At 65.2% G+C, this 22,617-nt stretch carries 25 protein-coding genes and 1 tRNA gene; 12 read left to right on the forward strand and 14 right to left on the reverse strand.

Features of this window, described 5'->3' with window-relative positions:
- Nucleotides 1–3: 3 nt before the first annotated feature.
- The 6 genes from QOL62_RS08770 to QOL62_RS08795 form a co-directional block, all read right to left on the reverse strand.
- Complete coding sequence (locus tag QOL62_RS08770; RefSeq protein WP_283405962.1) at nt 4–933, reverse strand: bifunctional riboflavin kinase/FAD synthetase; 930 nt, start codon at nt 931–933, stop codon at nt 4–6.
- 11 nt (nt 934–944) lie between these two features.
- Complete coding sequence (locus tag QOL62_RS08775) at nt 945–1,430, reverse strand: dihydrofolate reductase (protein ID WP_283405963.1); 486 nt, start codon at nt 1,428–1,430, stop codon at nt 945–947.
- On the reverse strand, nt 1,430–2,488 hold the full coding sequence (locus QOL62_RS08780) for a 5-(carboxyamino)imidazole ribonucleotide synthase (RefSeq protein WP_283405964.1): 1,059 nt from the start codon (nt 2,486–2,488) through the stop codon (nt 1,430–1,432). The genes QOL62_RS08775 and QOL62_RS08780 overlap by 1 nt, the downstream gene beginning before the upstream one ends.
- Nucleotides 2,489–2,591: 103 nt before the next feature.
- On the reverse strand, nt 2,592–3,083 hold the full coding sequence (gene purE / locus QOL62_RS08785; protein ID WP_103729204.1) for a 5-(carboxyamino)imidazole ribonucleotide mutase: 492 nt from the start codon (nt 3,081–3,083) through the stop codon (nt 2,592–2,594).
- 2 nt (nt 3,084–3,085) lie between these two features.
- Nucleotides 3,086–3,772 carry a 2,3-diphosphoglycerate-dependent phosphoglycerate mutase gene (gpmA, locus tag QOL62_RS08790; protein WP_283405965.1) on the reverse strand — a complete coding sequence of 229 codons (687 nt, stop codon included), beginning with the start codon at nt 3,770–3,772 and terminating at the stop codon, nt 3,086–3,088.
- 45 nt (nt 3,773–3,817) lie between these two features.
- Nucleotides 3,818–3,997 carry a hypothetical protein gene (locus QOL62_RS08795; RefSeq protein ID WP_283405966.1) on the reverse strand — a complete coding sequence of 60 codons (180 nt, stop codon included), beginning with the start codon at nt 3,995–3,997 and terminating at the stop codon, nt 3,818–3,820.
- Nucleotides 3,998–4,107: 110 nt separating this feature from the next.
- Here QOL62_RS08795 and QOL62_RS08800 point away from each other — a divergent pair.
- From QOL62_RS08800 to QOL62_RS08815, 4 genes are all read left to right on the forward strand, one after another.
- A tRNA-Thr gene (locus QOL62_RS08800) sits at nt 4,108–4,182 on the forward strand.
- A 168-nt stretch (nt 4,183–4,350) separates the two neighbouring features.
- A complete protein-coding gene (locus tag QOL62_RS08805) occupies nt 4,351–7,155 on the forward strand; it encodes a TonB-dependent receptor (RefSeq protein ID WP_283405967.1) in 2,805 nt (934 codons plus the stop codon).
- The gene (locus QOL62_RS08810) at nt 7,155–8,267 is read left to right on the forward strand and encodes a phytase (protein ID WP_283405968.1); all 1,113 of its coding nucleotides are present in this window, start codon (nt 7,155–7,157) and stop codon (nt 8,265–8,267) included. The genes QOL62_RS08805 and QOL62_RS08810 overlap by 1 nt, the downstream gene beginning before the upstream one ends.
- A gap of 19 nt (nt 8,268–8,286) precedes the next feature.
- On the forward strand, nt 8,287–8,901 hold the full coding sequence (locus tag QOL62_RS08815; RefSeq protein WP_103729208.1) for a lytic transglycosylase domain-containing protein: 615 nt from the start codon (nt 8,287–8,289) through the stop codon (nt 8,899–8,901).
- 61 nt (nt 8,902–8,962) lie between these two features.
- Here the strand turns inward: QOL62_RS08815 and galU are convergent, their stop codons facing one another.
- Complete coding sequence (gene galU, locus QOL62_RS08820) at nt 8,963–9,844, reverse strand: UTP--glucose-1-phosphate uridylyltransferase GalU (protein WP_283406040.1); 882 nt, start codon at nt 9,842–9,844, stop codon at nt 8,963–8,965.
- 165 nt (nt 9,845–10,009) lie between these two features.
- Here galU and murA point away from each other — a divergent pair, with 165 nt between their 5' ends.
- From murA to QOL62_RS08835, 3 genes are all read left to right on the forward strand, one after another.
- Nucleotides 10,010–11,293 carry a UDP-N-acetylglucosamine 1-carboxyvinyltransferase gene (gene murA, locus QOL62_RS08825; protein WP_103729210.1) on the forward strand — a complete coding sequence of 428 codons (1,284 nt, stop codon included), beginning with the start codon at nt 10,010–10,012 and terminating at the stop codon, nt 11,291–11,293.
- A gap of 80 nt (nt 11,294–11,373) precedes the next feature.
- Nucleotides 11,374–11,580 (forward strand): hypothetical protein, encoded by a 207-nt coding sequence (locus QOL62_RS08830; protein ID WP_103729211.1) that lies wholly within the window; start codon nt 11,374–11,376, stop codon nt 11,578–11,580.
- Nucleotides 11,581–11,761: 181 nt separating this feature from the next.
- Nucleotides 11,762–12,259 carry a metallophosphoesterase family protein gene (locus QOL62_RS08835; protein ID WP_283405969.1) on the forward strand — a complete coding sequence of 166 codons (498 nt, stop codon included), beginning with the start codon at nt 11,762–11,764 and terminating at the stop codon, nt 12,257–12,259.
- Between the two features lie 3 nt (nt 12,260–12,262).
- On the opposite strand, the gene QOL62_RS08840 is transcribed toward QOL62_RS08835, so the two are convergent.
- Complete coding sequence (locus QOL62_RS08840) at nt 12,263–12,496, reverse strand: ribbon-helix-helix domain-containing protein (RefSeq protein ID WP_103729213.1); 234 nt, start codon at nt 12,494–12,496, stop codon at nt 12,263–12,265.
- Nucleotides 12,497–12,647: 151 nt separating this feature from the next.
- Between QOL62_RS08840 and QOL62_RS08845 the strand changes: the two genes are divergently transcribed.
- From QOL62_RS08845 to QOL62_RS08855, 3 genes are read left to right on the forward strand one after another with little or no spacing between them, the layout of a single operon-like run.
- Complete coding sequence (locus QOL62_RS08845) at nt 12,648–13,028, forward strand: PadR family transcriptional regulator (protein WP_103729214.1); 381 nt, start codon at nt 12,648–12,650, stop codon at nt 13,026–13,028.
- A complete protein-coding gene (locus QOL62_RS08850) occupies nt 13,018–13,584 on the forward strand; it encodes a DUF1700 domain-containing protein (protein WP_103729215.1) in 567 nt (188 codons plus the stop codon). The genes QOL62_RS08845 and QOL62_RS08850 overlap by 11 nt, the downstream gene beginning before the upstream one ends.
- Before the next feature lie 27 nt (nt 13,585–13,611).
- Nucleotides 13,612–14,322 (forward strand): GIN domain-containing protein, encoded by a 711-nt coding sequence (locus QOL62_RS08855; RefSeq protein ID WP_103729216.1) that lies wholly within the window; start codon nt 13,612–13,614, stop codon nt 14,320–14,322.
- Between the two features lie 64 nt (nt 14,323–14,386).
- Here the strand turns inward: QOL62_RS08855 and QOL62_RS08860 are convergent, their stop codons facing one another.
- Nucleotides 14,387–15,334, reverse strand: coding sequence for an L-threonylcarbamoyladenylate synthase (locus QOL62_RS08860; RefSeq protein ID WP_283405970.1), 948 nt, complete (start codon nt 15,332–15,334; stop codon nt 14,387–14,389).
- A 45-nt stretch (nt 15,335–15,379) separates the two neighbouring features.
- Between QOL62_RS08860 and QOL62_RS08865 the strand changes: the two genes are divergently transcribed.
- A complete protein-coding gene (locus QOL62_RS08865; RefSeq protein ID WP_283405971.1) occupies nt 15,380–16,231 on the forward strand; it encodes a DUF815 domain-containing protein in 852 nt (283 codons plus the stop codon).
- 48 nt (nt 16,232–16,279) lie between these two features.
- On the opposite strand, the gene QOL62_RS08870 is transcribed toward QOL62_RS08865, so the two are convergent.
- On the reverse strand, nt 16,280–17,764 hold the full coding sequence (locus QOL62_RS08870; protein WP_283405972.1) for a PQQ-dependent sugar dehydrogenase: 1,485 nt from the start codon (nt 17,762–17,764) through the stop codon (nt 16,280–16,282).
- Between the two features lie 60 nt (nt 17,765–17,824).
- Between QOL62_RS08870 and QOL62_RS08875 the strand changes: the two genes are divergently transcribed.
- Nucleotides 17,825–18,307: a GAF domain-containing protein gene (locus QOL62_RS08875; RefSeq protein ID WP_283405973.1), complete on the forward strand. Its 483-nt coding sequence runs from the start codon at nt 17,825–17,827 to the stop codon at nt 18,305–18,307.
- Nucleotides 18,308–18,343: 36 nt separating this feature from the next.
- On the opposite strand, the gene QOL62_RS08880 is transcribed toward QOL62_RS08875, so the two are convergent.
- The 4 genes from QOL62_RS08880 to mnmG are packed head-to-tail and all read right to left on the reverse strand — an operon-like array spanning nt 18,344 to nt 22,579.
- Nucleotides 18,344–19,312 carry a ParB/RepB/Spo0J family partition protein gene (locus QOL62_RS08880; RefSeq protein ID WP_103729221.1) on the reverse strand — a complete coding sequence of 323 codons (969 nt, stop codon included), beginning with the start codon at nt 19,310–19,312 and terminating at the stop codon, nt 18,344–18,346.
- Nucleotides 19,309–20,085, reverse strand: a complete 777-nt coding sequence (locus QOL62_RS08885) for a ParA family protein (RefSeq protein ID WP_283405974.1) — start codon at nt 20,083–20,085, stop codon at nt 19,309–19,311. Before QOL62_RS08885 ends, QOL62_RS08880 begins: the two co-directional genes overlap by 4 nt.
- A complete protein-coding gene (gene rsmG, locus QOL62_RS08890; protein WP_283405975.1) occupies nt 20,082–20,723 on the reverse strand; it encodes a 16S rRNA (guanine(527)-N(7))-methyltransferase RsmG in 642 nt (213 codons plus the stop codon). Before rsmG ends, QOL62_RS08885 begins: the two co-directional genes overlap by 4 nt.
- Complete coding sequence (gene mnmG / locus QOL62_RS08895) at nt 20,720–22,579, reverse strand: tRNA uridine-5-carboxymethylaminomethyl(34) synthesis enzyme MnmG (RefSeq protein WP_283405976.1); 1,860 nt, start codon at nt 22,577–22,579, stop codon at nt 20,720–20,722. Before mnmG ends, rsmG begins: the two co-directional genes overlap by 4 nt.
- Nucleotides 22,580–22,617 lie beyond the last annotated feature (38 nt).

Below are 22,617 nucleotides of genomic sequence, written 5' to 3' on the forward strand. Positions count from 1 at the left end.
TGCTCACGCCTGGGCGAGCAGTTCCCTTGCCCGGGCGCAATCGCTGTCCATCTGCGCGACAAGCGCATCGAGGGTGTCAAAGCGGGCTTCGGGGCGGAGGAAATGGTGGAACGCCACCTCGATCTCCTGACCGTAGAGATCGCCCGAAAAGTCGAAGAAGTACGGTTCAAGAAGTTCCTTGGGAGGATCGAACGTCGGACGGATACCGAGGTTGGCGGCGCCCTGCACCATGCGTCCGCCGGGCAGGCGGCCCGTGACCGCATAGATGCCGTAAAGCGGGCGCACATAACTGCCCATATCGAGATTGGCGGTGGGATAGCCGATGGTTCGGCCAAGCTTATCGCCATGCTGCACGCGTCCCCGGATCGCGAAGGGCCGCGTAAGGAGGCGGGCCGCCGTTTGACAATCCCCCTTCTTGAGCGCCGCACGAATGCGACTGGACGACACCGGCAGGCCGCCATCGCTGACCGGGCCGACCGTCCGCCCCTCCAGCCCGTGAGCGGCGCCCACTTCGCGCAGCAGTTCCGGATTGCCCCCCTTGGATCGGCCGAAAGTGAAATCCTCTCCGGTGACGACGCCGACCGCCCCCATGTGGCGCACCAGCATCGCCTCCACCCAGTCACCGGCCGGCATGGCAGCCATGGCGGCATCGAAGTGCAGCACGAGCATCGCGTCGGCACCCGCGGCGCCGAACAGCTCCTCCCGCTGGTCGAGTGTGCTGAGGCGGAAGGGCTCGGCGTCCGGCCTGAAGTGGCGGACGGGATGGGGATCGAAGGTGGCGACGATGGCTGGCCGCCCCCGCTCCCGCGCCCAGCGGATCGCTTCCCCCACGACAGCCTGATGGCCCTGGTGAAACCCGTCAAAGTTGCCGAGCGCCAGAATGGCACCCCGCAGCGAATCGGGAACAGGCAATCGGTTGTCGAGGCGAATCATGAGCGGTGCGGCTATAAAGGGCGCTTGAGAGTCACGAAAGCATGAGCCGGATGGTCGCCCCGAGCCGAGTGTTCCTCACGCGCGACCTCTTTCCATTCGGGGCCCAGGTCCGGCATGACGGTATCCCCTTCGAACGCGTCCTCGATTTCAGTGAGTTCGACCCGGCTGGCCATCGTCAGGAACAGCGCGTTGATCTCCGCCCCGCCGATCACGGCGACCTCCCCCTCACCCGCAAGGGCGAGCGCCTCCTGCGGCGTGTGAGCGACTTCGGCCCCGGGCGCTGACCAGCCTGCCGCGCGGGTCAGCACGATATGGCGCCGGCCCGGCAGCGGCGCGGGAAAGCTTTCGAAGGTCTTGCGTCCCATCACCATCGGCTTGCCCATGGTCAGCGCCTTGAAGCGCCTGAGGTCCGCAGGGAGGCGCCAGGGCAAGGCACCGTCGCGGCCGATTACCCCGTTCGACGCTCTGGCGTAAATGAGGAAGATGTCCTGCGCCATCAATCCAGAATCAGGCGCGTGACGTGGCCCATCTTGCGGCCGGGGCGCGAAGCCCCCTTGCCATAGAGATGGAGGTGGTTGGCCGGGTTGGCGAGGATGGCGGCCCAGTCGTCCGCCTCGTCCCCGATGAGGTTGCGCATCTCAATGCTCCTGGCGGCAAGACTGGTGCCGCCCAGAGGGAGCCCGCAGATGGCGCGCACGTGGTTTTCGAACTGGCTGGTCACCGCCCCTTCGATGGTCCAGTGCCCGGAATTGTGGACGCGCGGCGCCATCTCGTTGAACACCGGTCCTTCGACGGTGGCGAAGAACTCCAGCGTCAGCACGCCGACATAGTCCAGCGCCTCGGCAACCTTGCCGGCAAGTTCACGCGCGGCCGGCACCTGCTCCAGAACCTCGGCAGGTGCAGGCACCGTGCTGAGGGAGAGGATGCCCGCCTCGTGCACGTTGCAGGCGCTGTCGAAGAAGCGGACGTCGCCATCGCTGCCGCGGCAGAGGATCACTGAAAATTCGGCGAAGAAGGTGACGAAACCTTCGTAGATCAAGGCGGTCTGCGGCAGGTCGAGCGCAGCCGCGTCTTCAGGCGTCCTGATCCGCCACTGGCCCTTGCCGTCATACCCGTCACGGCGGGTCTTGAGGATGCCTGGTGCACCGATCGCGTCGATCGCTGCGGCGAGATCCTGCGCGTTGTCGACCGGGGCGAAGGGCGCGGGCCGGCCGCCGAGTTTCGTGACGAACTGCTTTTCGTTCAACCGGTCCTGCGCCGTTTCAAGCGCCCGTGCGTGCGCCAGCAGAGGCGTGGCGCCCAGTGCCTTGAGAGGCTCGACCGGCACGTTTTCAAACTCGTAGGTGACGACCGCGCAGTCGGCGGCGAACTCGGCCATCGCCTCCGCGTCGTCCCACGCGGCACAGGTGAAGCGGGCGCAGACCTCGGCAGCGATCGAGTCCGGCTCGGGGGCGTAGACATGGCAGCGGTAGCCAAGCTGCGCCGCGGCCATCGCAATCATGCGCCCAAGCTGGCCGCCGCCGAGGATGCCGATGGTTTCGCCTGGAGGGATCATGTTCGCCTAGCTTGCCTGCTTGTGGTTCGCCCTTGCCGGTGACGGAAAGGACGAACCGGGAGATCGGAAATCAGCGCCGGCCGGAAAGCGGCCGGCGAACCACTTATACCGGCTTTTCAGCCACGCCTGCGGTCTGCTCCGCCCGCAGCACCTTCAGACGATCGGCCAGGGCCTCGTCCGACGTGGCGAGGATCGCGGCCGCGAGGAGGCCGGCGTTGGCCGCACCGGCCTCGCCGATCGCCAGCGTTCCCACCGGGATGCCGGCCGGCATCTGCACGATTGAGAGCAGGCTGTCCTGCCCCGACAGCGCCTTGGACTGGACCGGAACGCCGAGCACCGGCAGGTGCGTCATCGCGGCGACCATGCCGGGCAGGTGAGCGGCCCCCCCTGCCCCGGCGACGATTACCTTGAAGCCCTCGCTCTCCGCGCCCCTGGCGAACTCCACCAGCCGCTCGGGGGTGCGATGCGCCGAGACGATCCGGGCGTCGTAGGTCACTCCGAGCTTGTCGAGCATCTCCGCGGCCTTGCTCATGGTCGGCCAGTCGGACTGGCTGCCCATGACGATGGCGACCTGGGGCGCGGCGGACGCGGACATTCTCAACGCTCCGAGAGGTAGTAGCGGTCGAGCACCGCGAGGTCGTCCGCCAGATCGTAGACGATGGGCTGGCCGGTCGGGATCTCGAGCCCGGTGATTTCCTCGTCGGAGATGCCCGAAAGGTGCTTCACCAGCGCGCGCAGCGAATTGCCGTGCGCGGCAACCAGCACGGTCGACCCGGCGTGGAGATGGGGGACGATGGAGCCCTCGTAATAGGGAAGGACGCGCGCGATGGTGTCCTTCAGGCTTTCGGTCATCGGGACATCGATACCGGCGTAGCGCGGGTCGGCCGAGAGATCGAACTCACCGCCCCTGTCGAGGACCGGCGGCGGGATGTCGAAGCTGCGGCGCCAGATCTTCACCTGATCGTCGCCGTGCTTGGCCGCCGTCTCGGCCTTGTCGAGGCCCGTGAGGCCGCCGTAATGGCGCTCGTTGAGGCGCCAGTCCTTCGTCTCGGGGATCCACAGGATACCGGCCGCCTCAAGGGCGAAGTGCAGTGTCTTGATCGCGCGGGTCTGCAGCGAGGTGAACGCCACGTCGGGCAGAAGCCCCTTCTCCTTCAGGAGAGCACCGGCTGCGCGGGCTTCAGCCTCGCCCTTTTCGGTCACGTCCACATCCCACCAGCCGGTGAAGCGGTTCTCGAGATTCCACTGGCTCTGGCCGTGGCGAAGAAGGATCAGGCGAGGCAAGGCGTAGCTCCCTATGTCAGGACCGATGGGTCTTTGCCGCAGCCCCTAGCTTTCCGGGGGCGATTTGGGAAGCCTGCCCGAGTCGCCGCCCGTGACGGAAAGTTCGCCCGCCACGGCGCGGGCCTGCGCTTTTCGACGCCGCAGGTTCTCGCGCAGCTTGGCAGCCAGGCGCTCCTCCCGCGTCAGCTTTTCCGCGCCTTCGCGCGCCGGCAAGTCGTTCTTCATGGCTTCTGGCAATGCCGGTAGTGAAAAGAAAGCGCAAGCAGCGCTTGACAACCGCCGCCGCTGCGGACAATAGCGCGCCCCTGCCCCGGGTGGACCGGAGGCAATACGGCGCTGCTGTAGCTCAGTGGTAGAGCGCACCCTTGGTAAGGGTGAGGTCGGGAGTTCAATCCTCCCCAGCAGCACCATTCCCCCGACATCGCCAGTACACCGGTCAGTCCCCATGCCGCAGGCGCGTGCCTTGCGGTGGACCGGCGTCATCAAAGCGTCACCACTCCATCACGTGACCGTCATGATGCGCGCCTAGGGGCCGCCCCTGAGAACATCAAAGTTCAAACAGGGGAAATACTTCGGCCATGACTCGTTCGCTTCAGCTCGTTGCCGGGCTGCTCGCCTCCGCATCGTTCGCCACTCTCGCCCAGGCCGGCGAAGTCACCGGCCACATCAATGACGCCACCGGCACCCGCTCCCTCCAGTCCGCCAGCGTGCGCATTGTCGAACTCAACCGCCAGGCAGAGACGGACCGCGCCGGAAGCTACGTCTTCGGCGATGTGCCCGCAGGCACCTATACGCTGGAAGCGCGCTACGTCGGCGCGGAAGTGACCCGCGAGACAATCAGCGTTCCGGCGAGCGGAAGCCTGACGCAGGACTTCAACCTTGCCGCGATCGGCGGCGGAGACATCCTCGTTACCGGCCTGGTCGCCAACCTTTCCAGCGCGCTTTCGCGCCAGCGGGAAGCGGATGGCGTGCAGTCCGTCCTCACCCGCGATGCCGTCGGCCAGTTCCCCGACCAGAACGTCGCGGAATCGCTGCGCCGTCTCCCCGGCCTCAACATCCTGAACGATCAGGGCGAAGGCCGGTACGTTTCGGTGCGCGGCCTTGACCCCGATCTCAACGGCACCTCCATCAACGGCGTGCGGATGCCTGCCCCGGAAGCGGAGGCGCGTTCCGTCGCCCTCGACGTGATCTCCTCCGACACGATCGAATCGATCGAGGTGAAGAAGAGCTTCACGCCCGACATGGACGGCGACTTCATCGGCGCCTCGGTGGAAATCCGAACCACCAGCGCGTTCGACACCAGGAAGAACCGCTACTCGGCAAGCGTGGAAGGAAGCTGGAACGACTACTCCGGCAAGGTCACTCCGAAGGGCGCCTTCGACTTCACGCAGAAGCTCGGGGAGGATTTCGGCGTCGCCGGCTCCGTCAGCTACTACAAGCGCAAGTTCGAAACCGACAACGTCGAGATGGCCGACTGGACGCAGGACGACAACGGCGCCGTCTACGGCGAAACGCTTGAGTACCGCGATTACGATGTGGAGCGCACGCGCATCAACGCCGCGCTCTCGTTCGACTGGCGTGTATCGGACAGCACCAAGGCCTACATTCGCGGGAACTGGGCGCAGTTCGAGGACCACGAATACCGCCGCCGCACCACGTTCGATTTCGGGGATTTCGGCGAAGCCAGCGCGAGCGACGGTGACCGGGTCACCTTCGACACCGCCGACCTCGACGATGGCGACAACCTGTCGGTCGAGCGTGACCTCAAGGACCGCTTCGAACGCCAGCGCATCCGCTCGGTCTCGATCGGCAGCGACACGGACACGGGTACCTGGAAGTTCAACTGGCAGGCCAGCTATGCCAAATCGACTGAGAAGGAGACCTTCTCAATCGACCCGATGCGCTTCACAGGTGAGTTCGAGAACGACTCGGGCGTAGCCGTCACCATCGACAACAGCGGCCGCTACTTCCCGACCTATGCAGCCGCCAGCGGCGGCAGCGTCTTGAACGATCCCACGAATTACGGGTTCGATCGCCTCGAACTCACCACCCTATCCGACAGCCAGGATGAGGAATGGGCGGTCAAGGCGGACCTTGCACGCACGTTCGCGGGCGACAACGGTGACTTCACCGTGCAGGGCGGCGCGAAGGCAAGGTGGCGGACCAAGTCGTACGACTTCAACATGTCCCGCTTCGACGGTTACGACGGTGACCTCACGCTGGCCGACATGCTGGGCCGGCAGACCTACCGCCTGCTGGACATGGGGCCGGTGGTCAGCAAGCACGGCCCTGCTGACTTTTATCGCGCCAACGAGGATGGCTTCGAACTCAACCCCGAAGACAGCCTGATCGACAGCTCGATCAGCGATTACCGGGTCAAGGAGGACATCACCGCCGCCTATCTGCTCGGACGCTGGGATTCGGCGACGCTGCGCGTCATCGCCGGCGTGCGTATGGAGCACACGGAAAACGAGATGCGCGGCAACCTCGTCGCCGTCTCGGAAACCGACGATGAGACGGTGATCGACGTCGCCCCCGTGAACTACGACCGCAGCTACACCAACTGGCTGCCCAGCCTGACGGTGCGCTATAGCCCGCAGCAGAACCTTGTGGCGCGCTTCGCCGGATACAAGACGGTGGTGCGCCCGAAGCTGGGGCAGCTGGCGCCCCGTTACTCGATCAACGAGGATGGTGAAGCGGAATTTGGCAACCCCGCGCTCAAGCCGTACCAGGCCTGGAACCTGGATACCGGCTTCGAGTACTACTTTGCCAACAACGGTGCCGTCACCGCAGGCCTGTTCTACAAGTCCGTGAAGGATTACACCTACTCGCAGTTCTCCACCGAGGAAGGCGTGTTCAACGGTGTCCCCTACACGGAACTGCGTACTCCCGTTAACGGCGACAAGGCCGAAATCGCTGGTATCGAGTTGGGCTACAGCCAGGTGTTTTCGATGCTGCCCTCGCCCTTCGACGGGCTGCTGACCCAGTTGAACTACACGTACACTTACGCCCGCGGTACGGTCCTCGATGACGATGGCGTGGCCCGGCGCATCGATCTGCCCAACGCTTCGAAGAACACGTTCAACGTCGTGCTGGGATACGAGAAGGGCCCGCTCAGCCTGCGCGCTGCTGGGACCTTCCGCGACAAGTACCTTGATGAGGTTGGCGACGCGGCCGATACCGATCGCATCGTCAACCAGCACTTCCAGCTCGATCTCTCGGCCAAGTACAAGCTGACGGAGAACATCCGCATCTTCGCCGATTGGGTGAACGTGAACAACGCCAAGTACTACGCCTTCCAGAACTTCGCCGGTGCCGAGCGGCTCCTGCAGTACGAGGAGTACGGCTCGACGGTGAAATTCGGCGCGCGGGTGTCCTTCTGATGCGCGGCTGCGACATGCCCTTCGTCGCTTCGCGGCGCGCCATGGCTGGCGCCCTCCTGCCCGCCTTGCTGCTGTCGGCCTGTGCGACGGCGGGATCCCCTGCCGGTGCTCCGCGCCCCCACTATCCCGCAGTGGACGTGGCGGCAGAGGGTGAGACCGCGCCGGTCGGCACGGCCAAGGCCGATGCCGCCGACGACCCGGCGATCTGGCGCAATGCCGCCAATCCCGCGGCCAGCCTGGTGCTCGGCACGGACAAGAAGGCCGGGCTCTACGTCTATGGCCTCGATGGCAGGGTCCGGGACTTTTCGCCGGCCGGCGCCCTGAACAACGTGGACCTGCGCGAGGTGAGGATGGCGGATGGGTCCACCCGTATCCTTGTGGCCGCGAGCGATCGGAACGACCGAGCCGTGCCGAAGATCGCGCTGTTCTGGCTCGATGGCGCGACAGCCAGACTTTCGGCACAGGAACCGATAGCCTTCCTGCCGGCTGGCCATGCGCCCGCCGAAGCGTACGGCTTCTGCATGGGTGGGCCGCGTGCGACGGGCGAAGTGGCTCGGGCCTATGTGGTTCTGAAGGACGGCACGGTCAGCGAGAGCCGCCTGGTCGAGAGGTCTGGCCGGATCGCCGCCGAAGAGCTGCGGCAGGTGAAGTTCGCCACGCAGTCGGAAGGTTGCGTCGTGGATGACGCGACCGGCACCCTCTACGTTGCCGAGGAAGATGTCGGCATCTGGAAGGTTCCGCTGGCCGAGGGCACGCTGGTGGCCTCCGCTCTGGCCCGGGTCGGTGAAGCCGATGGATTGGTCGACGATGTGGAAGGACTGGCCATCGCGCGGCAGGGATCGAAGGGGTGGCTTGTAGTTTCGAGCCAGGGGGACAACGCCTATGCGCTGTTCGACCTAGAGACCGGCAAGTCCGCCGGACGCTTCCGCGTGAGTGGCGGGTCTCTGGGCGCCACGAGCGAGACGGACGGCGTCGAAGTCCTGCTCGGCGACTTTGGCCCGCAGTTCCCCGAAGGGCTGTTCGTGGCGCAGGACGGCGACAACGCGCCGTTGGCGCAGAACTTCAAGCTGGTGTCCTGGCGGGCCATCCGCACCGCGCTCGGGCTCAGGTAAAGGTGCGAAGGACCGTCCAATGATCCCAAGAGCCACCCTCGCACTGCTGCTCTTTGCGGGGAGCACCGCCCTGCCCGGCGTGGCGTGCGCCGACGTCCTGCAGATCGGCGAGAGCGGGGCTGAATGGATCGCGGGCGGTCCTGCGTCGCTGATCGCGACGCCTTCGGGAGAGCCGGAGGTCATGGTGCTCGACGAGGGCGGCACTATCGAGCCGGCCGCCATGACTCACGCCGCCGATGCCGCAGGGCCTGCGCGGTGGCGCGAAAACATAGCCCGGCTCGCCGCCAAGTACGACCTCAGCCCATCGCTGCTGGAAGCGGTGGTGTGGCAGGAGAGCCGTTGGAACGAGCGGGCTGTTTCACCCGTAGGCGCGCGCGGCCTTGCCCAGCTCATGCCCGGCACCGCCGCCCAGATGGGGGTGAACCCGCACGACCCGGCGGCGAACCTGGAGGGCGGCGCGCGTTACCTGCGCCTCCAGCTCGACACCTTCGGCGGCGACGTCGAAAAGGCATTGGCAGCCTATAATGCCGGTCCTAGCCGCGTCGTGCGGGCCGGAGGCATCCCTGCGATAACCGAGACGCGCAACTACGTGGCCTCGATCATGGCGCGCCTGTCAGGGCCGGTCCGGCGCTGAAGACGGCGCCAGGGGCCATGCGGAACGGGCTTCAACGCCCGCTCCTTCAACTTACGAGAAATCAGGCCAGCAGCCGCTTTGCCATGGCGCGGATCTCCTCGCCCATGTCCTCCCGGTCGAGCGCGACCGCCAGGGTCGCCTCTACGAAGCCGACCTTCGAACCGCAGTCGAACCGCTGTCCATTGAACGTAACGGCATGGAACGGCTGCGTGCCGATGAGTTTGGCCATCGCGTCCGTCAGCTGGATCTCGCCACCCGCGCCTTTGCCCTGCGTTTCCAGCAAGCCCATGATCTCCGGCTGGAGGATGTAGCGGCCGGAGACGATCTTGTTGGAGGGGGCGTCCTCGACCTTCGGCTTCTCGACGAGGCCCTTCACCTCGGTAAGGTTTCCGCGCACCTCGCCGGGGGCGATCACACCATAGCTCGACACTTCGGCCTCAGGCACCTCCAGAACCGAAATGAGGTTGCCGCCCACCTCGTTGTAGGCTTCCACCATCTGCGCCATGCAGCCCGGCGACCCGTACATGAGTTCGTCCGGAAGGAAGATCGCGAAGGGTTCGTCCCCGATGACCGAGCGCGCACACCAGATCGCGTGGCCAAGTCCCAGCGGCACCTGCTGGCGCACCGTCACAAGGTTGCCTGGCTGGATGCGGGTGGGATGCAGGGGGTCGAGCGACTTGCCCCGGCCGGTCATTGTCGCCTCAAGCTCGAACGCGGTGTCGAAGTGTTCGACGATCGCGGTCTTGCCGCGGCCGGTGACGAAGACGAACTCCTCGATGCCTGCTTCCCGTGCTTCATCGACCGCATACTGGATCAGAGGGCGATCCACCACCGGAAGCAGTTCCTTGGGAATGGCCTTGGTGGCGGGAAGGAAGCGGGTGCCCAGACCCGCGACGGGAAAGACAGCCTTGCGAACCGGCTTGCGAAAGTTCGTATCATTCATGGGGCTGGGTAGTGCCTCGCTCATGTTGCAGTGGGGTTAAAGCGCCAAAACGCACAGAGCGCAACAACGCCCAAGTGTGCTTACCGATCCATTAGGGGTGCCGATTTGGCGCTAATTTGCCGCGCATCCCGTTGCCGATGGCGCGTTTGGCGTTAAAGGACGGAAATGGATAAGATCATCATCGAAGGCGGCAAGCGTCTTGCCGGCACCATTCCCGTCTCCGGCGCCAAGAACGCTGCTCTTACGCTTTTGCCCTGCGCCCTCCTTACCGAGGAGCCGCTGACGCTGCGTAACCTCCCGCGCCTTGCCGACATCGACGGGTTCCAGCACCTGATGAACCAGTTCGGAATCTCCACGATGATCGCGGGCAGCCGCCCTGAAGATTTCGGCCGGGTCATGACCCTGCAGGCGACGCGGATCACGAGTTCCGTCGCGCCTTACGATCTGGTCCGCAAGATGCGCGCTTCGATCCTGGTGCTCGGCCCGATGCTGGCCCGCATGGGTGAAGCCACCGTCTCGCTGCCGGGCGGTTGCGCCATCGGGAACCGGCCCATCGATCTCCACCTCAAGGCCCTTGAAGCCCTGGGCGCCACGATCGAGATGGCCGCAGGCTACGTCAAGGCGATCGCGCCGGACGGCGGCCTCCCCGGCGGGAGGTATTCCTTCCCGGTCGTCTCGGTCGGCGCGACGGAGAACGCGCTGATGGCCGCCGTGCTGTGCAAGGGCAAGTCCACCCTCCACAACGCCGCGCGCGAACCCGAGATCGTTGACTTGTGCAACCTTCTGGTCGCCATGGGTGCGCAGATCGAGGGTATCGGCACCAGTGACATCACCATTCACGGCGTCGATCGGCTCCATGGTGCGACCTACATGGTCATGCCCGATCGCATCGAAGCGGGCTCCTATGCCTGCGCGGCCGCGATCACGGGCGGCGAGGTCCTGCTCAAGGGCGCCCGCATCGAGGACATGGAAGCAACCGTCCAGGCTCTGCGCGATGCCGGCGTCCACGTCGAAGCGCGAGGCGATGGCATCCACGTCGCCGCTGACGGTAAGCTGCGTCCCGTGACGCTCTCCACCGCGCCTTACCCCGGCTTCGCCACGGACATGCAGGCGCAGCTCATGGCCCTCCTCTGCATGGCCGATGGTTCGAGCGTGCTGACGGAAACCATCTTCGAAAACCGCTACATGCACGTGCCGGAACTCAACCGCATGGGCGCACGCATCGAGACCAAGGGTCGCACGGCCATCGTCCATGGAGTGTCCGGCCTCACCGGCGCCGACGTGATGGCAACGGACCTGCGCGCCTCCATGAGCCTCGTCATCGCGGGCCTTGCGGCCGAAGGGCGCACGCAGGTCCACCGCCTCTACCATCTCGACCGCGGATACGAGCGGCTTGAGGAGAAGCTCGCACTGGTCGGCGCACAGATCGAACGGGTCGGCGGCGACTGATCAGGGCTTCCGACCAGCCGGCCGAAACCTTCGGGGACCATGGCGCGTTGCTCCTGACGAACTGCCGAGAGGAGACTCAAATGGGCCTGATCAAGTTGGCCGCCGCCGGTGCGGTCGGATACGCGCTGTACAAGTACGCGACCGAGAAGAAGCAGGATACCGCCTATGCGGGCGGCATCCGCGACTCCGGTCCCGAGCACATGACCACGCCGCCCAAGAACTGGAGCAAGACGGACGAAGCCATCGATGAGAGCTTCCCCGCCAGCGATCCGCCGGCGACGTACTGACATAACGCCATCATTGAAAAGGGCGGGGAAGCATCACTTCCCCGCCCTTTTTCATGCTTTGCCCGATCGAAGCGAATTTGCGTGCGCCATCCTACGCCCGGCTGGAACGATCCGGCCGGCCAAGTCGTTGAAACCAGTACCGGACCGGCGAAAAGCTGCGCCGGTAACGGAACCGAGGACAATGGCGATCCACTTCATCGCGGACCTTCACTTCAATGACGATGAGCGCTGCCCGACCCTGCCTGACGGCTCGCACGACAGCGCGGAATTCGCCCGCCGCATCTGCCGGAACTGGCGCGCGCTGGTGGCACCGGAGGATGTGGTCTGGATCCTTGGAAATGTCGGTAACGCAGTGCACCTGGGCACACTGCCCGGGATCAAGCACCTTGTCCGCGCCAGGCACGACCCGCTTCCGTGGCAGTGCCTGAATACCGGCCGCTATGCCAGCGTGACGGAACGACACGTCCTTGCCACACCGGAAGGGCGCCTCACGCTCGTGGCTGATCCTCTGGATGCCAATCCCGATGGTTCAGAGCTGGTCCTCCATGGCGGTCATCCGGTCAGGTCCGATACGAGCGGCTACCTCAGCGTTTCAGCCTGCCACCGCGAATTGGCCCCGGTCAGCCTTGCTGCAGTTCGGCAGGGTGGGGTCTTCGCGGCCTTGAGACAGGCCGCCTGACCGTCAACCACCGACGCGAGTAGCGAGCCACACCCGCACCGCCCCCGCAAGACCCGGCGGGTTCTGCGCCTCCAGACGTTCCGCATCGATGCGCGCAACGAGCGCGTTCAACGGCACGCCCTCACGCGCTGCGGCTTCCTTGAGCAAATCCCAGAACACCGGCTCCAGGCTGATCGAGGTCTTGTGCCCCGCGATCTCTACGGATCGCTTCACCGGTGGATGATAGGGCGTTGCCATCGCCGGCGTTTGCCCCAGCCTTCAAATGAAGACAAGCCTTGGGTCTGTACTTCGCAAGGTACCTGCCATTGGTATGTACCATGTGTCATTTAGTACCTTGCTTAGCCCAGTAGCTGTCTATATACAGACTGTGTCCACAGGAGATGATTCGATGTCCGAAATCGAAATCCAATTAAAGAAAGGGGTGCTGGGCCTGTGTGTCCTCGCGCTTCTTTCGCGGGGGGACAGCTACGCCTACGAGATCGCGAGCCGGATGGCCGACGCAGTCGACATGGGGGAAGGCACCATCTACCCCCTGATGCGCCGCATGCAGTCCGATGGTCTGGTACAGACTTATCTTGAGGAATCGCCCTCAGGCCCTCCGCGCAAGTACTACCGCCTTACAGATGCGGGCCGGAACCGGCTGGCCGAACAGGTCACCGACTGGCGCAGCTTCACGCAGGCCGTCGATACTTTGATCGAAGGCACGTCCACCACCCGGCACAAGCCCGCCGCGCCTGAGCAGGAAGGGGAAACAAGCCATGACGCGTAACGAATTCATCAAGCGCCTCACGACGGGCCTGAGCGGTATGCCGCAGGACGCCGTCGACGATATCGTTTCCGATTACCAGGCGCACTTCGAAGCCGGGCTTGCCGAAGGTCGCAGCGAAGAGGAAGTGGCCGCAGCTCTTGGCAACCCGAGCCGGCTGGCCCGCGAACTCCGCTTCGAGACCGGCTTTCGCAACTGGAAGAGCGAACGCACCCCCTCCTCCGCCTGGCGGGCGATCATCGCGTTCATGGGGCTCGCGACGATCGACATCCTCATACTCTTGCCGATCGTGCTCCCGGTCCTTGGCGTGGTTTTCGGCCTTTTCGTAGGTGTGCTGGCCGCGTTCGTGGCGGGCGGCTTCATCCTTATCGCAGGCCCCTTCTCCGGTTTCCCGGGCGGTGCACTGATCGCCATCCTGCTCGGTCTGGGTACGATGAGCGCCGCAGTCGGCGTCGCGGCCCTGCTCACGATCTTCGGGATCGGGATCGTCAATGCCCTCATGTGGTTCGGCCGCCTGCACTACCGGGTGCTTGAGCCGGCAATTCATTCCGAAGACTGACGCGACGAAAGATAGGAGGAGGTAGAAATGCTTAGAAAGCTGCTCATCGTATTCGCCAGCGGCGTGATCCTGTCGATCGCCGCGTTCAGCCTGGCTTTCGCGATCGGAGGCGATGATATCCGTCGCGGGTTCGACAACGGCGGCTGGACCTTCATCACCGACGATGAGGACGAACTGTCCGGAGCGCGCAAGACCCGCATCTTCGCCCTAGCATCCGGGAGCCGCCTGGCGATGGAAGTGCCGGTGGACCTTGAGTTCGACCGGGGTGACAAGGCGGAGATGCGCGTAGAAGGACCGTCCGAGCTGGTCGACCGGCTGGTATGGCAGGATGGCCGCCTCAGCCTGAAGGGATCGGCGCGCCTGAGCCGCGGTCTCAAGGTCCGCATTACCGCTCCGGAAATCGGGGGCCTCGACCTCGACGCTCCGGGTGAGGTGAACCTGCGGGGGCTGCGTCAGGACGAACTCCGCGTCAACGCGCGGGGCGCCATGGATCTCGAAGCTGACGGACAGGTCCCTCACATCTTCGTCAGCTCAGCCGGCGCTGGTGACATCGACCTTGGCAAGGTTCAGGGTCAGGACGCCACCATTCGCGTCGACGGTGTGGGTGACGTGACCATCGGCGCCAGCGGGATCGTCGATGTCCAGATCAACGGCGCGGGCAATGTGACGCTCCTGCGCAAGCCGGCGACACTGCGCAGCCATATTAACGGTGTCGGCAGCGTCGACCACGCGTACTGAGACGTTCCACGTGGAACACCACGGGCCCGTACCCTCAAGGCGGTGCGGGCCGTTTTCGGCTGAATCAGGCGGCGGCCCTGCGCAACCGGTCGTTAATGGCCGCTCCTATCCCGAAGTCAGGAATGGGAGCGACCGCGATCCGTGGCTTTGGGGCCGCAGCTGCCTGATGAAGCAGCGCATAAAGACGCGACGCCGCTTCGGTCATATCACCGGTGACGGAAAGCGACACTTCCCCGTGAACCGTCCCGAAGCCGATGTGAAACTCGTCTTCCGCCGCCTTCTCGGCTTCGAGACGTACGGGCTTCCCGGGGGCGTAGTGGCTGGCGAGTTGGCCCGGCGCTTCGATACCGGCCGAGGTCACCGGCTGGCTCGCCCGCCCCAGTACGGCGGCGATCTGGTTCTCCCCGATCGGACCGGGACGTAGCAACTGCCACTCCCCCTTCCCCCTCAGCGCGATGATGGTCGATTCAACGCCCGCCTCACAGGCGCCACCATCGATCACCGCGTCGACGTTCGCACCAAGGGATCGCACCACGTGATCCGCCGTCGTGGGGCTAACGCCGCCGCTTCGGTTTGCTGATGGCGCGGCCAGAGGCACGCCGGCCGAGGCGATCACCGCCCGCATCACCGGGTGCGCCGGGCACCGGAGCGCGACCGTGGGCAACCCGGCCGTAACAGCCGACGCGATCCCGGCTTTGTCGCGCAAGGGCAAAACCATCGTCAGCGCACCGGGCCAGAACGCCTCGGCAAGCGCGGTGGCACGATCGTCGAACACGGCCAGCGCGTCAGCCGAAGCGAGATCCGCCACGTGAACGATAAGCGGGTTGAAGCTCGGCCGCCCTTTCGCCCGGTAAATTGCCGCCACCGATGCGTCCCGGTCCGCCCTTGCGGCAAGGCCATAGACGGTCTCGGTCGGCACTGCGACGAGACCCCCTTCCCGCAGGAGCGCAGCGGCAGCGGCGACCTTCTCAGGGGTGGTATCCAATAATGCAGGTCGGCTGGCGTGGTTCATGCCCCCTCGCTATAGCGCGCCGCACCGAAAGCCAAGGATGCCGCAATGACCCAGCCCGCTTCGCCCACTGGCGGTGATCCCGCCACGCTCCTCACTCGCATAGCCGAGGCGCTCGAGCGCCTCGCGCCGCAAGCCGCCGAGCAGCCCGACTGGATGGCGCACCCGGCTTATGTGTGGACGGGCTCCTGCGCGCGGGCGGTGGAAAGGCTCGATGCTCCGCCGCTGCCGCTGCTTCGGGGAATAGACAGCCAGAAGGAGCGCGTCGTCACCAACGTCGAGCGCCTTGCAGCGGGGCACGCGGCGCACGACATGCTGCTGTGGGGTTCACGCGGGATGGGCAAGTCGGCGCTCCTGCGCTCGGCCGTCCGGGCCGCCGACACTGCGCACCCGGGCCGCATCGCCCTTGTCCAGATTGCCCAGGAAGCGCTGTCGGGCATGGCCGATCTCTTTGCGGTTCTTGGCAGGGTTCCGCGCAGCTTCCTCGTCTTCATCGACGACCTCGGCTTCGAGGAAGGAGACGGCGCTGGCCCCCGCATCCTGCGCTCCTGGCTCGAAGGCGGGGTGGAGGCGCGGCCGCGCAACGTGCGTCTGGCGGTCACCTCCAACCGTCGGGTCATCGTAGGACGCTCGATGACAGAGCAGGATGACCCGATCAACGCGCGCGATGTTGTCGACGAACGCCTGGCGCTGGCGGACAGGTTCGGCCTTTCCATCGGCTTCCACAACTGCGACCAGGACGCCTATCTCGCCATTATCGAGGGTTACGCTGTCGAATACGACCTGCGCTGGGAGGCTTCGGACGCACTCGAATGGTCCCGCCGCCGGGGCGCTCGTTCGGGACGGGTCGCATGGCAGTACGTCAACGAACTGGCAGGGCGCGCGGGGAAGGCGCTTTAGGCTTTTTGCGCAAGCAAGCCCGCGCCATTGCGCGGGCTTGCCCGGGCATCAGGGCAGCAGCCGATCGTCTTCCTCGCGGAAGCCACCAAGGAGGCGTGCTGCTTCCTCTGGCGAGTTGGGGTCCTTGATGTCTTTCCGAGGCTGCAGGTGTTCGGTGACCACCGGCGCCACTTTCGCGGACGATTGGGCCCCCGGTGCGATGACGCGCCAGATGATCCCGGCCGTATCGTCACTGACGAGCAAGGCGCCCGCCTTGTCCCACGCAAGCCACGTCGGCCGGCCGCGCGCCTCGCCGTTGTCGCGCAGGAAGCCGGTCAGCACCGGCTGCGGCTTCACGTCCCCCGGATTCCCGTTGGCATCAAAGGGGACGAACACCACATCGTAACCCACGGCAGGCCGCCGGTTCCAGGAGCCATGGCGGGCGACGAACACGCCGTTTTCATAGCCGCGCCCCATCCGGTTTCCATTGGCAAACGTCATGCCTAGCACCGCCGTATGGGCCCCCATCGCGTACTCGGGCTTGCGCGTGTACTCGATCATGTAAGTCTGCATCGGCCATTCCACCCGCTCGTCGAAGGTGTCCTTCCAGTAGACCCACGGCCAACCGTACTGTGCGCCCACGGGCACATTCGTGAGGTAATCGGGAACGAGATCAGGTCCGAGCATGTCCCGCTCCTGCACCACCGCCCACATTTCGCCGGTGGACGGATTCCAGCCCATGCCGTTCGGGTTACGCATGCCCACGGCAAACTGCCGGCGGCGCGCCGTCGCCACATCGATTTCGCAGATCATGGCGCGGCCGGTTTCCGCCTCCATGCCGTTCTCGGCGATGTTGCTGCCCGATCCCACGGCGACGTAGAGGTGCTTGCCGTCCTCGCTCAGGAGCAGGTTGCGCATCCAGTGGTTGCCGCCGGCAGGCAGATCCATCATGGTCCGCAGCGGCTTGCCTTCAAGGCTGGTCTGCCCCGGTGTGAAGGCAAACTCCAGCACGCGATCGTGGTTCGCGATGTAGAGCTTCCCGTCCCGATAGGCCATGCCCGACGGCGAACGCATGTCCGCAGAACGCAAGGTTGCCTTCATCTCGGCCCTGCCGTCGCCATCGGCATCCCGCAGCAGCGTGATGCGGTCGGGCGACGGTTCCCCAGCGCCAACCCGGTTGAACATGAGGCCCATCACGACCCCGGTCAGCCCGCCGGGCCTGTTCGCGGCAGGCGCGTTCGTTTCGGCCACCAGAACGTCGCCGTTCGGCAGCGTCAGCATCGTGCGGGGATGATCGAGAGCTTCGGCAAACCGGGAAACTGTCAGTCCCTCGGCCGCCTTGGGAGCCTCTCCCGCAGCCCAGCCGACCGGCTTTGCCAGTTTGATGCTGGGTATCCACTGCGGATCGGGTTCGACCAGTTGCGGGTTTTTGCCTGCCGTGGCGTCACTCGGAAGATTGGATGTGTTGGAATGGAGCCCCCAATACACGAACCCGGCGGCGGCCAGGACAACAACGGCAGAGGCGATGGCGGACTTCTTGACGATCGGGTTCATGGAGGATGGATACGCCTGCACCGGCTGGTGGACAACAGCGAGTTGCGCTAGGTGCGGGTCATGTACGACTTTGCAGCCGACGCGAACCTTCCCAAGCCCGAACTCTACAGCGCCCTCGCCCGTGCGGCCGATGCGCTTGTACAGGGTGAACCCGATCCGATCGCCAACATGGCCAATCTTGCAGCAGTAATCTGGCAGTTCGTGCCGGATCTCAACTGGGCCGGATTCTACCGGACGGTGGAGGACGAGCTCGTGCTCGGCCCCTTCATCGGCAAGCCGGCCTGCATTCGCATTCCCTTCGGCCGCGGCGTCTGCGGCACCGCCGCATCACTGGGTGCCACGCAGGTCGTGCCGGATGTTCACGCCTTCCCCGGTCACATCGCCTGTGACGCCTACAGCCGTTCGGAACTGGTGGTGCCGGTGCTGCGCGACGGGCGCGTCATTGCCGTCATCGATCTCGACAGCCCCACTCCCGGCCGCTTTGACGAGGAAGACGCCGCCGGCATGCAACTCGTGGCGCAGGTCGCATCGCTGGCAATCTGACCGGCGCGCAAGACTTCTGTAATCAGACGGCGGCGCTCAGATGGCGCCGCCTGTCAGCCTCTGGCAGATGAGATCAAGCTGATCGAGCGTTGCGTAGCGGATCGTCACGGTTCCCGTCGACGGATCGGCATCTGCGGAAATCTTCACCGGCAGACCGAGGAATTCCTCCAGATGATTCTGGACGGCCACGATATCCGCGTCCTGCGAGGCGCTGCGAGCAGTGCGCGCTGAACGGCGCGGCGCCGCGTCTCCCCGCTGCTTCTTGCGAACCAGCTTTTCGACGTCGCGCACCGACATCGACCTGGAGACAGCCGCCTGCGCTATGTCCTCCGCTTCATCGCAGCCGATCAGCGCACGGGCATGCCCCATGGACAAATCGCCCTTTTCCACAAGGCCGATCACCCCGTCGGGCAGCGCCAGCAAACGCTGGAAGTTGGCGACATGGCTCCGGCTCTTGTCGACCATGCGGGCGATCTCGGCCTGCGTCATGCCTTCCAGTTCGGCCAGCCGGTTGTAAGCACGGGCCTCCTCGATCGGGTTCAGATCTTCGCGCTGAAGGTTTTCGATCAGGGCAAGGGCCATGACCTCGCGGTCGGAGAGATCGCGCACAAGCGCGGGAATCTCATGAAGCTGCGCCTTCTGCGCCGCACGCCAGCGGCGTTCACCGGCGACCAGCTGATAGCGACCATTGTCCAGCGGCCGGACGATGATCGGCTGAATGACACCGCGCTGAGCGATCGAAGCCGCGAGTTCCTCAAGCGCGGATTCCTCGAAGTACCGGCGTGGCTGATTGGGGTCGGGCTTGACGTCGGCAATGGACAGAACCGCAAGGCCGCCGCTGCGCGAAGGCGACACGGCCACCTTACCGTCGCCGGGGGCCGCCAACGGCTCCTCGCGACGGGTTTCGCCCAGAAGAGCGCCCAGACCGCGGCCCAGGCCCTTGGACTTCTGTCCCGCCGCCTTCAACTGGGGTACGCTGAAGCGCACGATGGAATCGTCGGTCATGCCGCTTTCCTCTTTTCGGGCAATCGAGTGATCAGCTCACGGGCAAGCGCCATGTAAGCGCGGCTGCCGGCACAGGCATGATCGTAGATGAGCGCCGGCACTCCATGGCTCGGCGCTTCAGAGAGGCGCACGTTGCGCGGGATCACGGTTTCAAACACCAGCTTGCCAAGCACGGAGCGAACGTCGTCCGACACTTGTTCGGTGAGACGATTGCGGCGGTCGTACATGGTAAGGGCGATACCGATGATGCCGAGATCAGGATTGAAACGCTGCTGCACTCGCTCCACCGTCTGCAGGAGCTGGCTGAGGCCTTCCAAGGCGAAGAATTCGCACTGCAGAGGCACGAGAAGCGTGTCGGCGGCGTTCAGCGCGTTCAATGTCAGCAGGCCCAGCGATGGCGGGCAATCGATCAGGCAGACATCGTAACCAAGATCCGGCGTCAGCGTCCGCTGGAGCCGATGCGCCCGGTCGTCCGCGCTCACCAGTTCGACTTCCGCGCCCGACAAGTCCACCGTCGCAGCAAGAAGGTCGAGGTTGGGAATACGGGTGGGCATGACGCACTCGCCCACGGGCACCTTGTCCACCAGGACGTCATAGGAGGACGCCTCGCGGTCCCCGGCGCTGACGCCGATACCTGTGGATGCGTTACCTTGCGGATCAAGGTCGATCAGCAGCGTCTTCCACCCCGTAGCGGCGAGGGCCGTGGCGACGTTGATCGCTGTTGTCGTTTTCCCGACCCCGCCCTTCTGGTTGGCAATGGCAATCCGGATCACCTGCTCATTCCCTTCCCGCCGACGAGTTCGCCGACAATGATACCCGCCTGCGGATCCGTGATGGATTGTTCCACGTGGAACATGTGCCGCCAAGTGCGAAGGTCGTGCAACTCTTGACGGGCAGAACGACCCTTCGGCAACAGGAAGACTGTGTCACTTGTGGAAAATCGGGCCGATAAGGTGAGCAATTTTTCCAGAGGTGCGAACGCTCGCGCGGAAATCACGGAGACAGCCTGCGTTTCCACCAGTTCCAGTCGGCGACCTTCGACGCGTGCTTTGTTGAGGCCCATCGCCTCACTCGCGCGGTTCAACCACTCGATCCGGCGGCTGCGCGACTCCACCATGACCACCTCGCAGCCGGGGCGCAGAGCGGCAATGACAAGGCCGGGGAACCCGGCGCCGGTGCCAAGATCCAGCCAGACACCCGATGTTTCACGTGGAACATGAGGAAGCAACTGGGCGCTGTCGACAATGTGACGCAGCCAGACCTGATCGAGGCTGGCGGCAGACACCAAATTCTGCCGGTCATTCTCCTCTGCCAGCATCGCAACGAGAAGCTCCAGACGCTCCATCGCCGTCGCATCACACTCTGGCAGATTCCGTAGCCAGGCGAGCGCTTCGTCTTCGGTGGTAATCACGCGGCCTCCCTGCGGGCGTGAACAAGCAGCGCCGCCAGGGCGGCCGGCGTGATACCCGGAATTCGGCCTGCGGCAGCCAACGTAGCGGGCTGCGCCTTCGTCAGCCGCTCTACCATCTCGCGCGACAGTCCCGGGATACGATCGTAGGGGAAGTGATCGCCAAGCCTCAGCGACTCGCTTGCCCGCAGTTCTCGCAGCTCCCGCTCCTGCCGTTCAAGGTAAGGCGCATAAGCGGCGTCCTCCGCCATCTCTTCCACAAGATCGGTATCGTTGCGCAAGGCCGGATCGATCCACGGCGACAGCGAACCTATATCGACGCCACCGAAGCGGAGCCACTCGCGCACAGGCAAGCGGCCTGCATCAGAACGGACAGGCAGGTGCGCGGCTGCCAGTTCCGTCGCCGGCACGACCCTGTCGAAAGCCTCCGACAGACGCTCCCGTGCCGTTTCCCGCTTGCGGAACCAGTCCAGTCGCGCCGGGCCTACGGCACCGGCCTCAATGGCGAGAGGTGTCAGCCGCGTGGAAGCGTTGTTGGCGCGAAGGCGAAGGCGGTACTCGGCCCGCGCGGTGAGCATGCGGTAGGGTTCACTGACGCCATGCAGGGTAAGGTCATCGATCATGACGGCCATGTAGCTGTTCGCCCGGTCGAGGGCCGAAGCCGCGCGGCCGAGCACAGCGGACGCGGCATGAAGGCCCGCGATGAGGCCCTGCGCGGCAGCTTCCTCGTAACCGGTAGTGCCGTTGATCTGACCGGCACAATACAAGCCGGGAATCTCGCGAAGTTCAAGGCTGCTGCGCAACGCCCGCGGATCGATGTGGTCGTATTCCACGGCATAGCCGGGCACCACCATCTCGACCTGTTCCAGCCCCTCCATGGTGCGCAGCATCTTCAGCTGCACGTCCGCGGGAAGCGAGGTGCTGATTCCGTTGGGATAGACGAGGTGCGTGTTCAGTCCTTCGGGCTCGAGGAATATCTGGTGCCCGTCGCGATCGGCGAATCGGTGGATCTTATCCTCGATCGAAGGACAGTAGCGCGGCCCGGAGGCGCCGATCGCGCCCGAGAACAGTGGTGAGCGGTGAAGGTTCGACCGGATCACATCGTGGCTGCGGGGGTTCGTGCGGGTGATAGCACAGAACACCTGCGGCACCATCCGCGCTTCGCCCTGCCCGGGCTTCATGGCCGACATCGTCCAGTCCTCCCCATCGGAGGGCTGTTCATCCAGACGGGCCCAGTCGATGGTGCGACCGTCGAGCCGTGGAGGCGTCCCCGTCTTCAGCCGCGCCATGGGCAGCGCGGCTTCGCGCATCTGAGCCGCCAGCCGCACCGCCGAAGCCTCTCCAATCCGGCCACCGACGAGGCGTTCCTCGCCCCGGAAAAGAGTGCCGCCCAGGAAAGTGCCGGTGCAAAGCACAGTGGCTGCCGCCGTCAGGCGCGAACCGTCGGCAAGCTCGACACCCCTTGCACGACCGCCCTCCAGGATCAGCGCAGCCGCCTCCCCCGCGACGAGGGTGAGATCCCCCTGCTCTTTCAGCAGCCGGTGAATGGCCGCCTTGAAGAGTGCGCGGTCCGCCTGCACCCGTGGCCCCTGAACGGCGCTGCCCTTCGAACGGTTGAGCATGCGATAATGGATCGCCGCCGCGTCGGCGGCGCGTGCGATGAGGCCATCGAAGGCGTCCACCTCCCGCACGAGGTGCCCCTTGCCAAGCCCGCCTATCGCCGGGTTGCAGCTCATGGCCCCAACGGCGTCCAGGTCGAAGCTGACCAGAGCCACCCGCACACCCATGCGCGCGGCCACTGCCGCGGCTTCGCAGCCGGCATGGCCGCCGCCGATCACGATCACATCGAAGGATTGCATGAAGGCGCCTTATCGTTTTCGGAATATCGCGTCAAAGG

The sequence above is a fragment of the Novosphingobium panipatense genome (genome assembly GCF_900182875.1).
Taxonomy (GTDB): Bacteria; Pseudomonadota; Alphaproteobacteria; order Sphingomonadales; family Sphingomonadaceae; genus Novosphingobium; species Novosphingobium panipatense.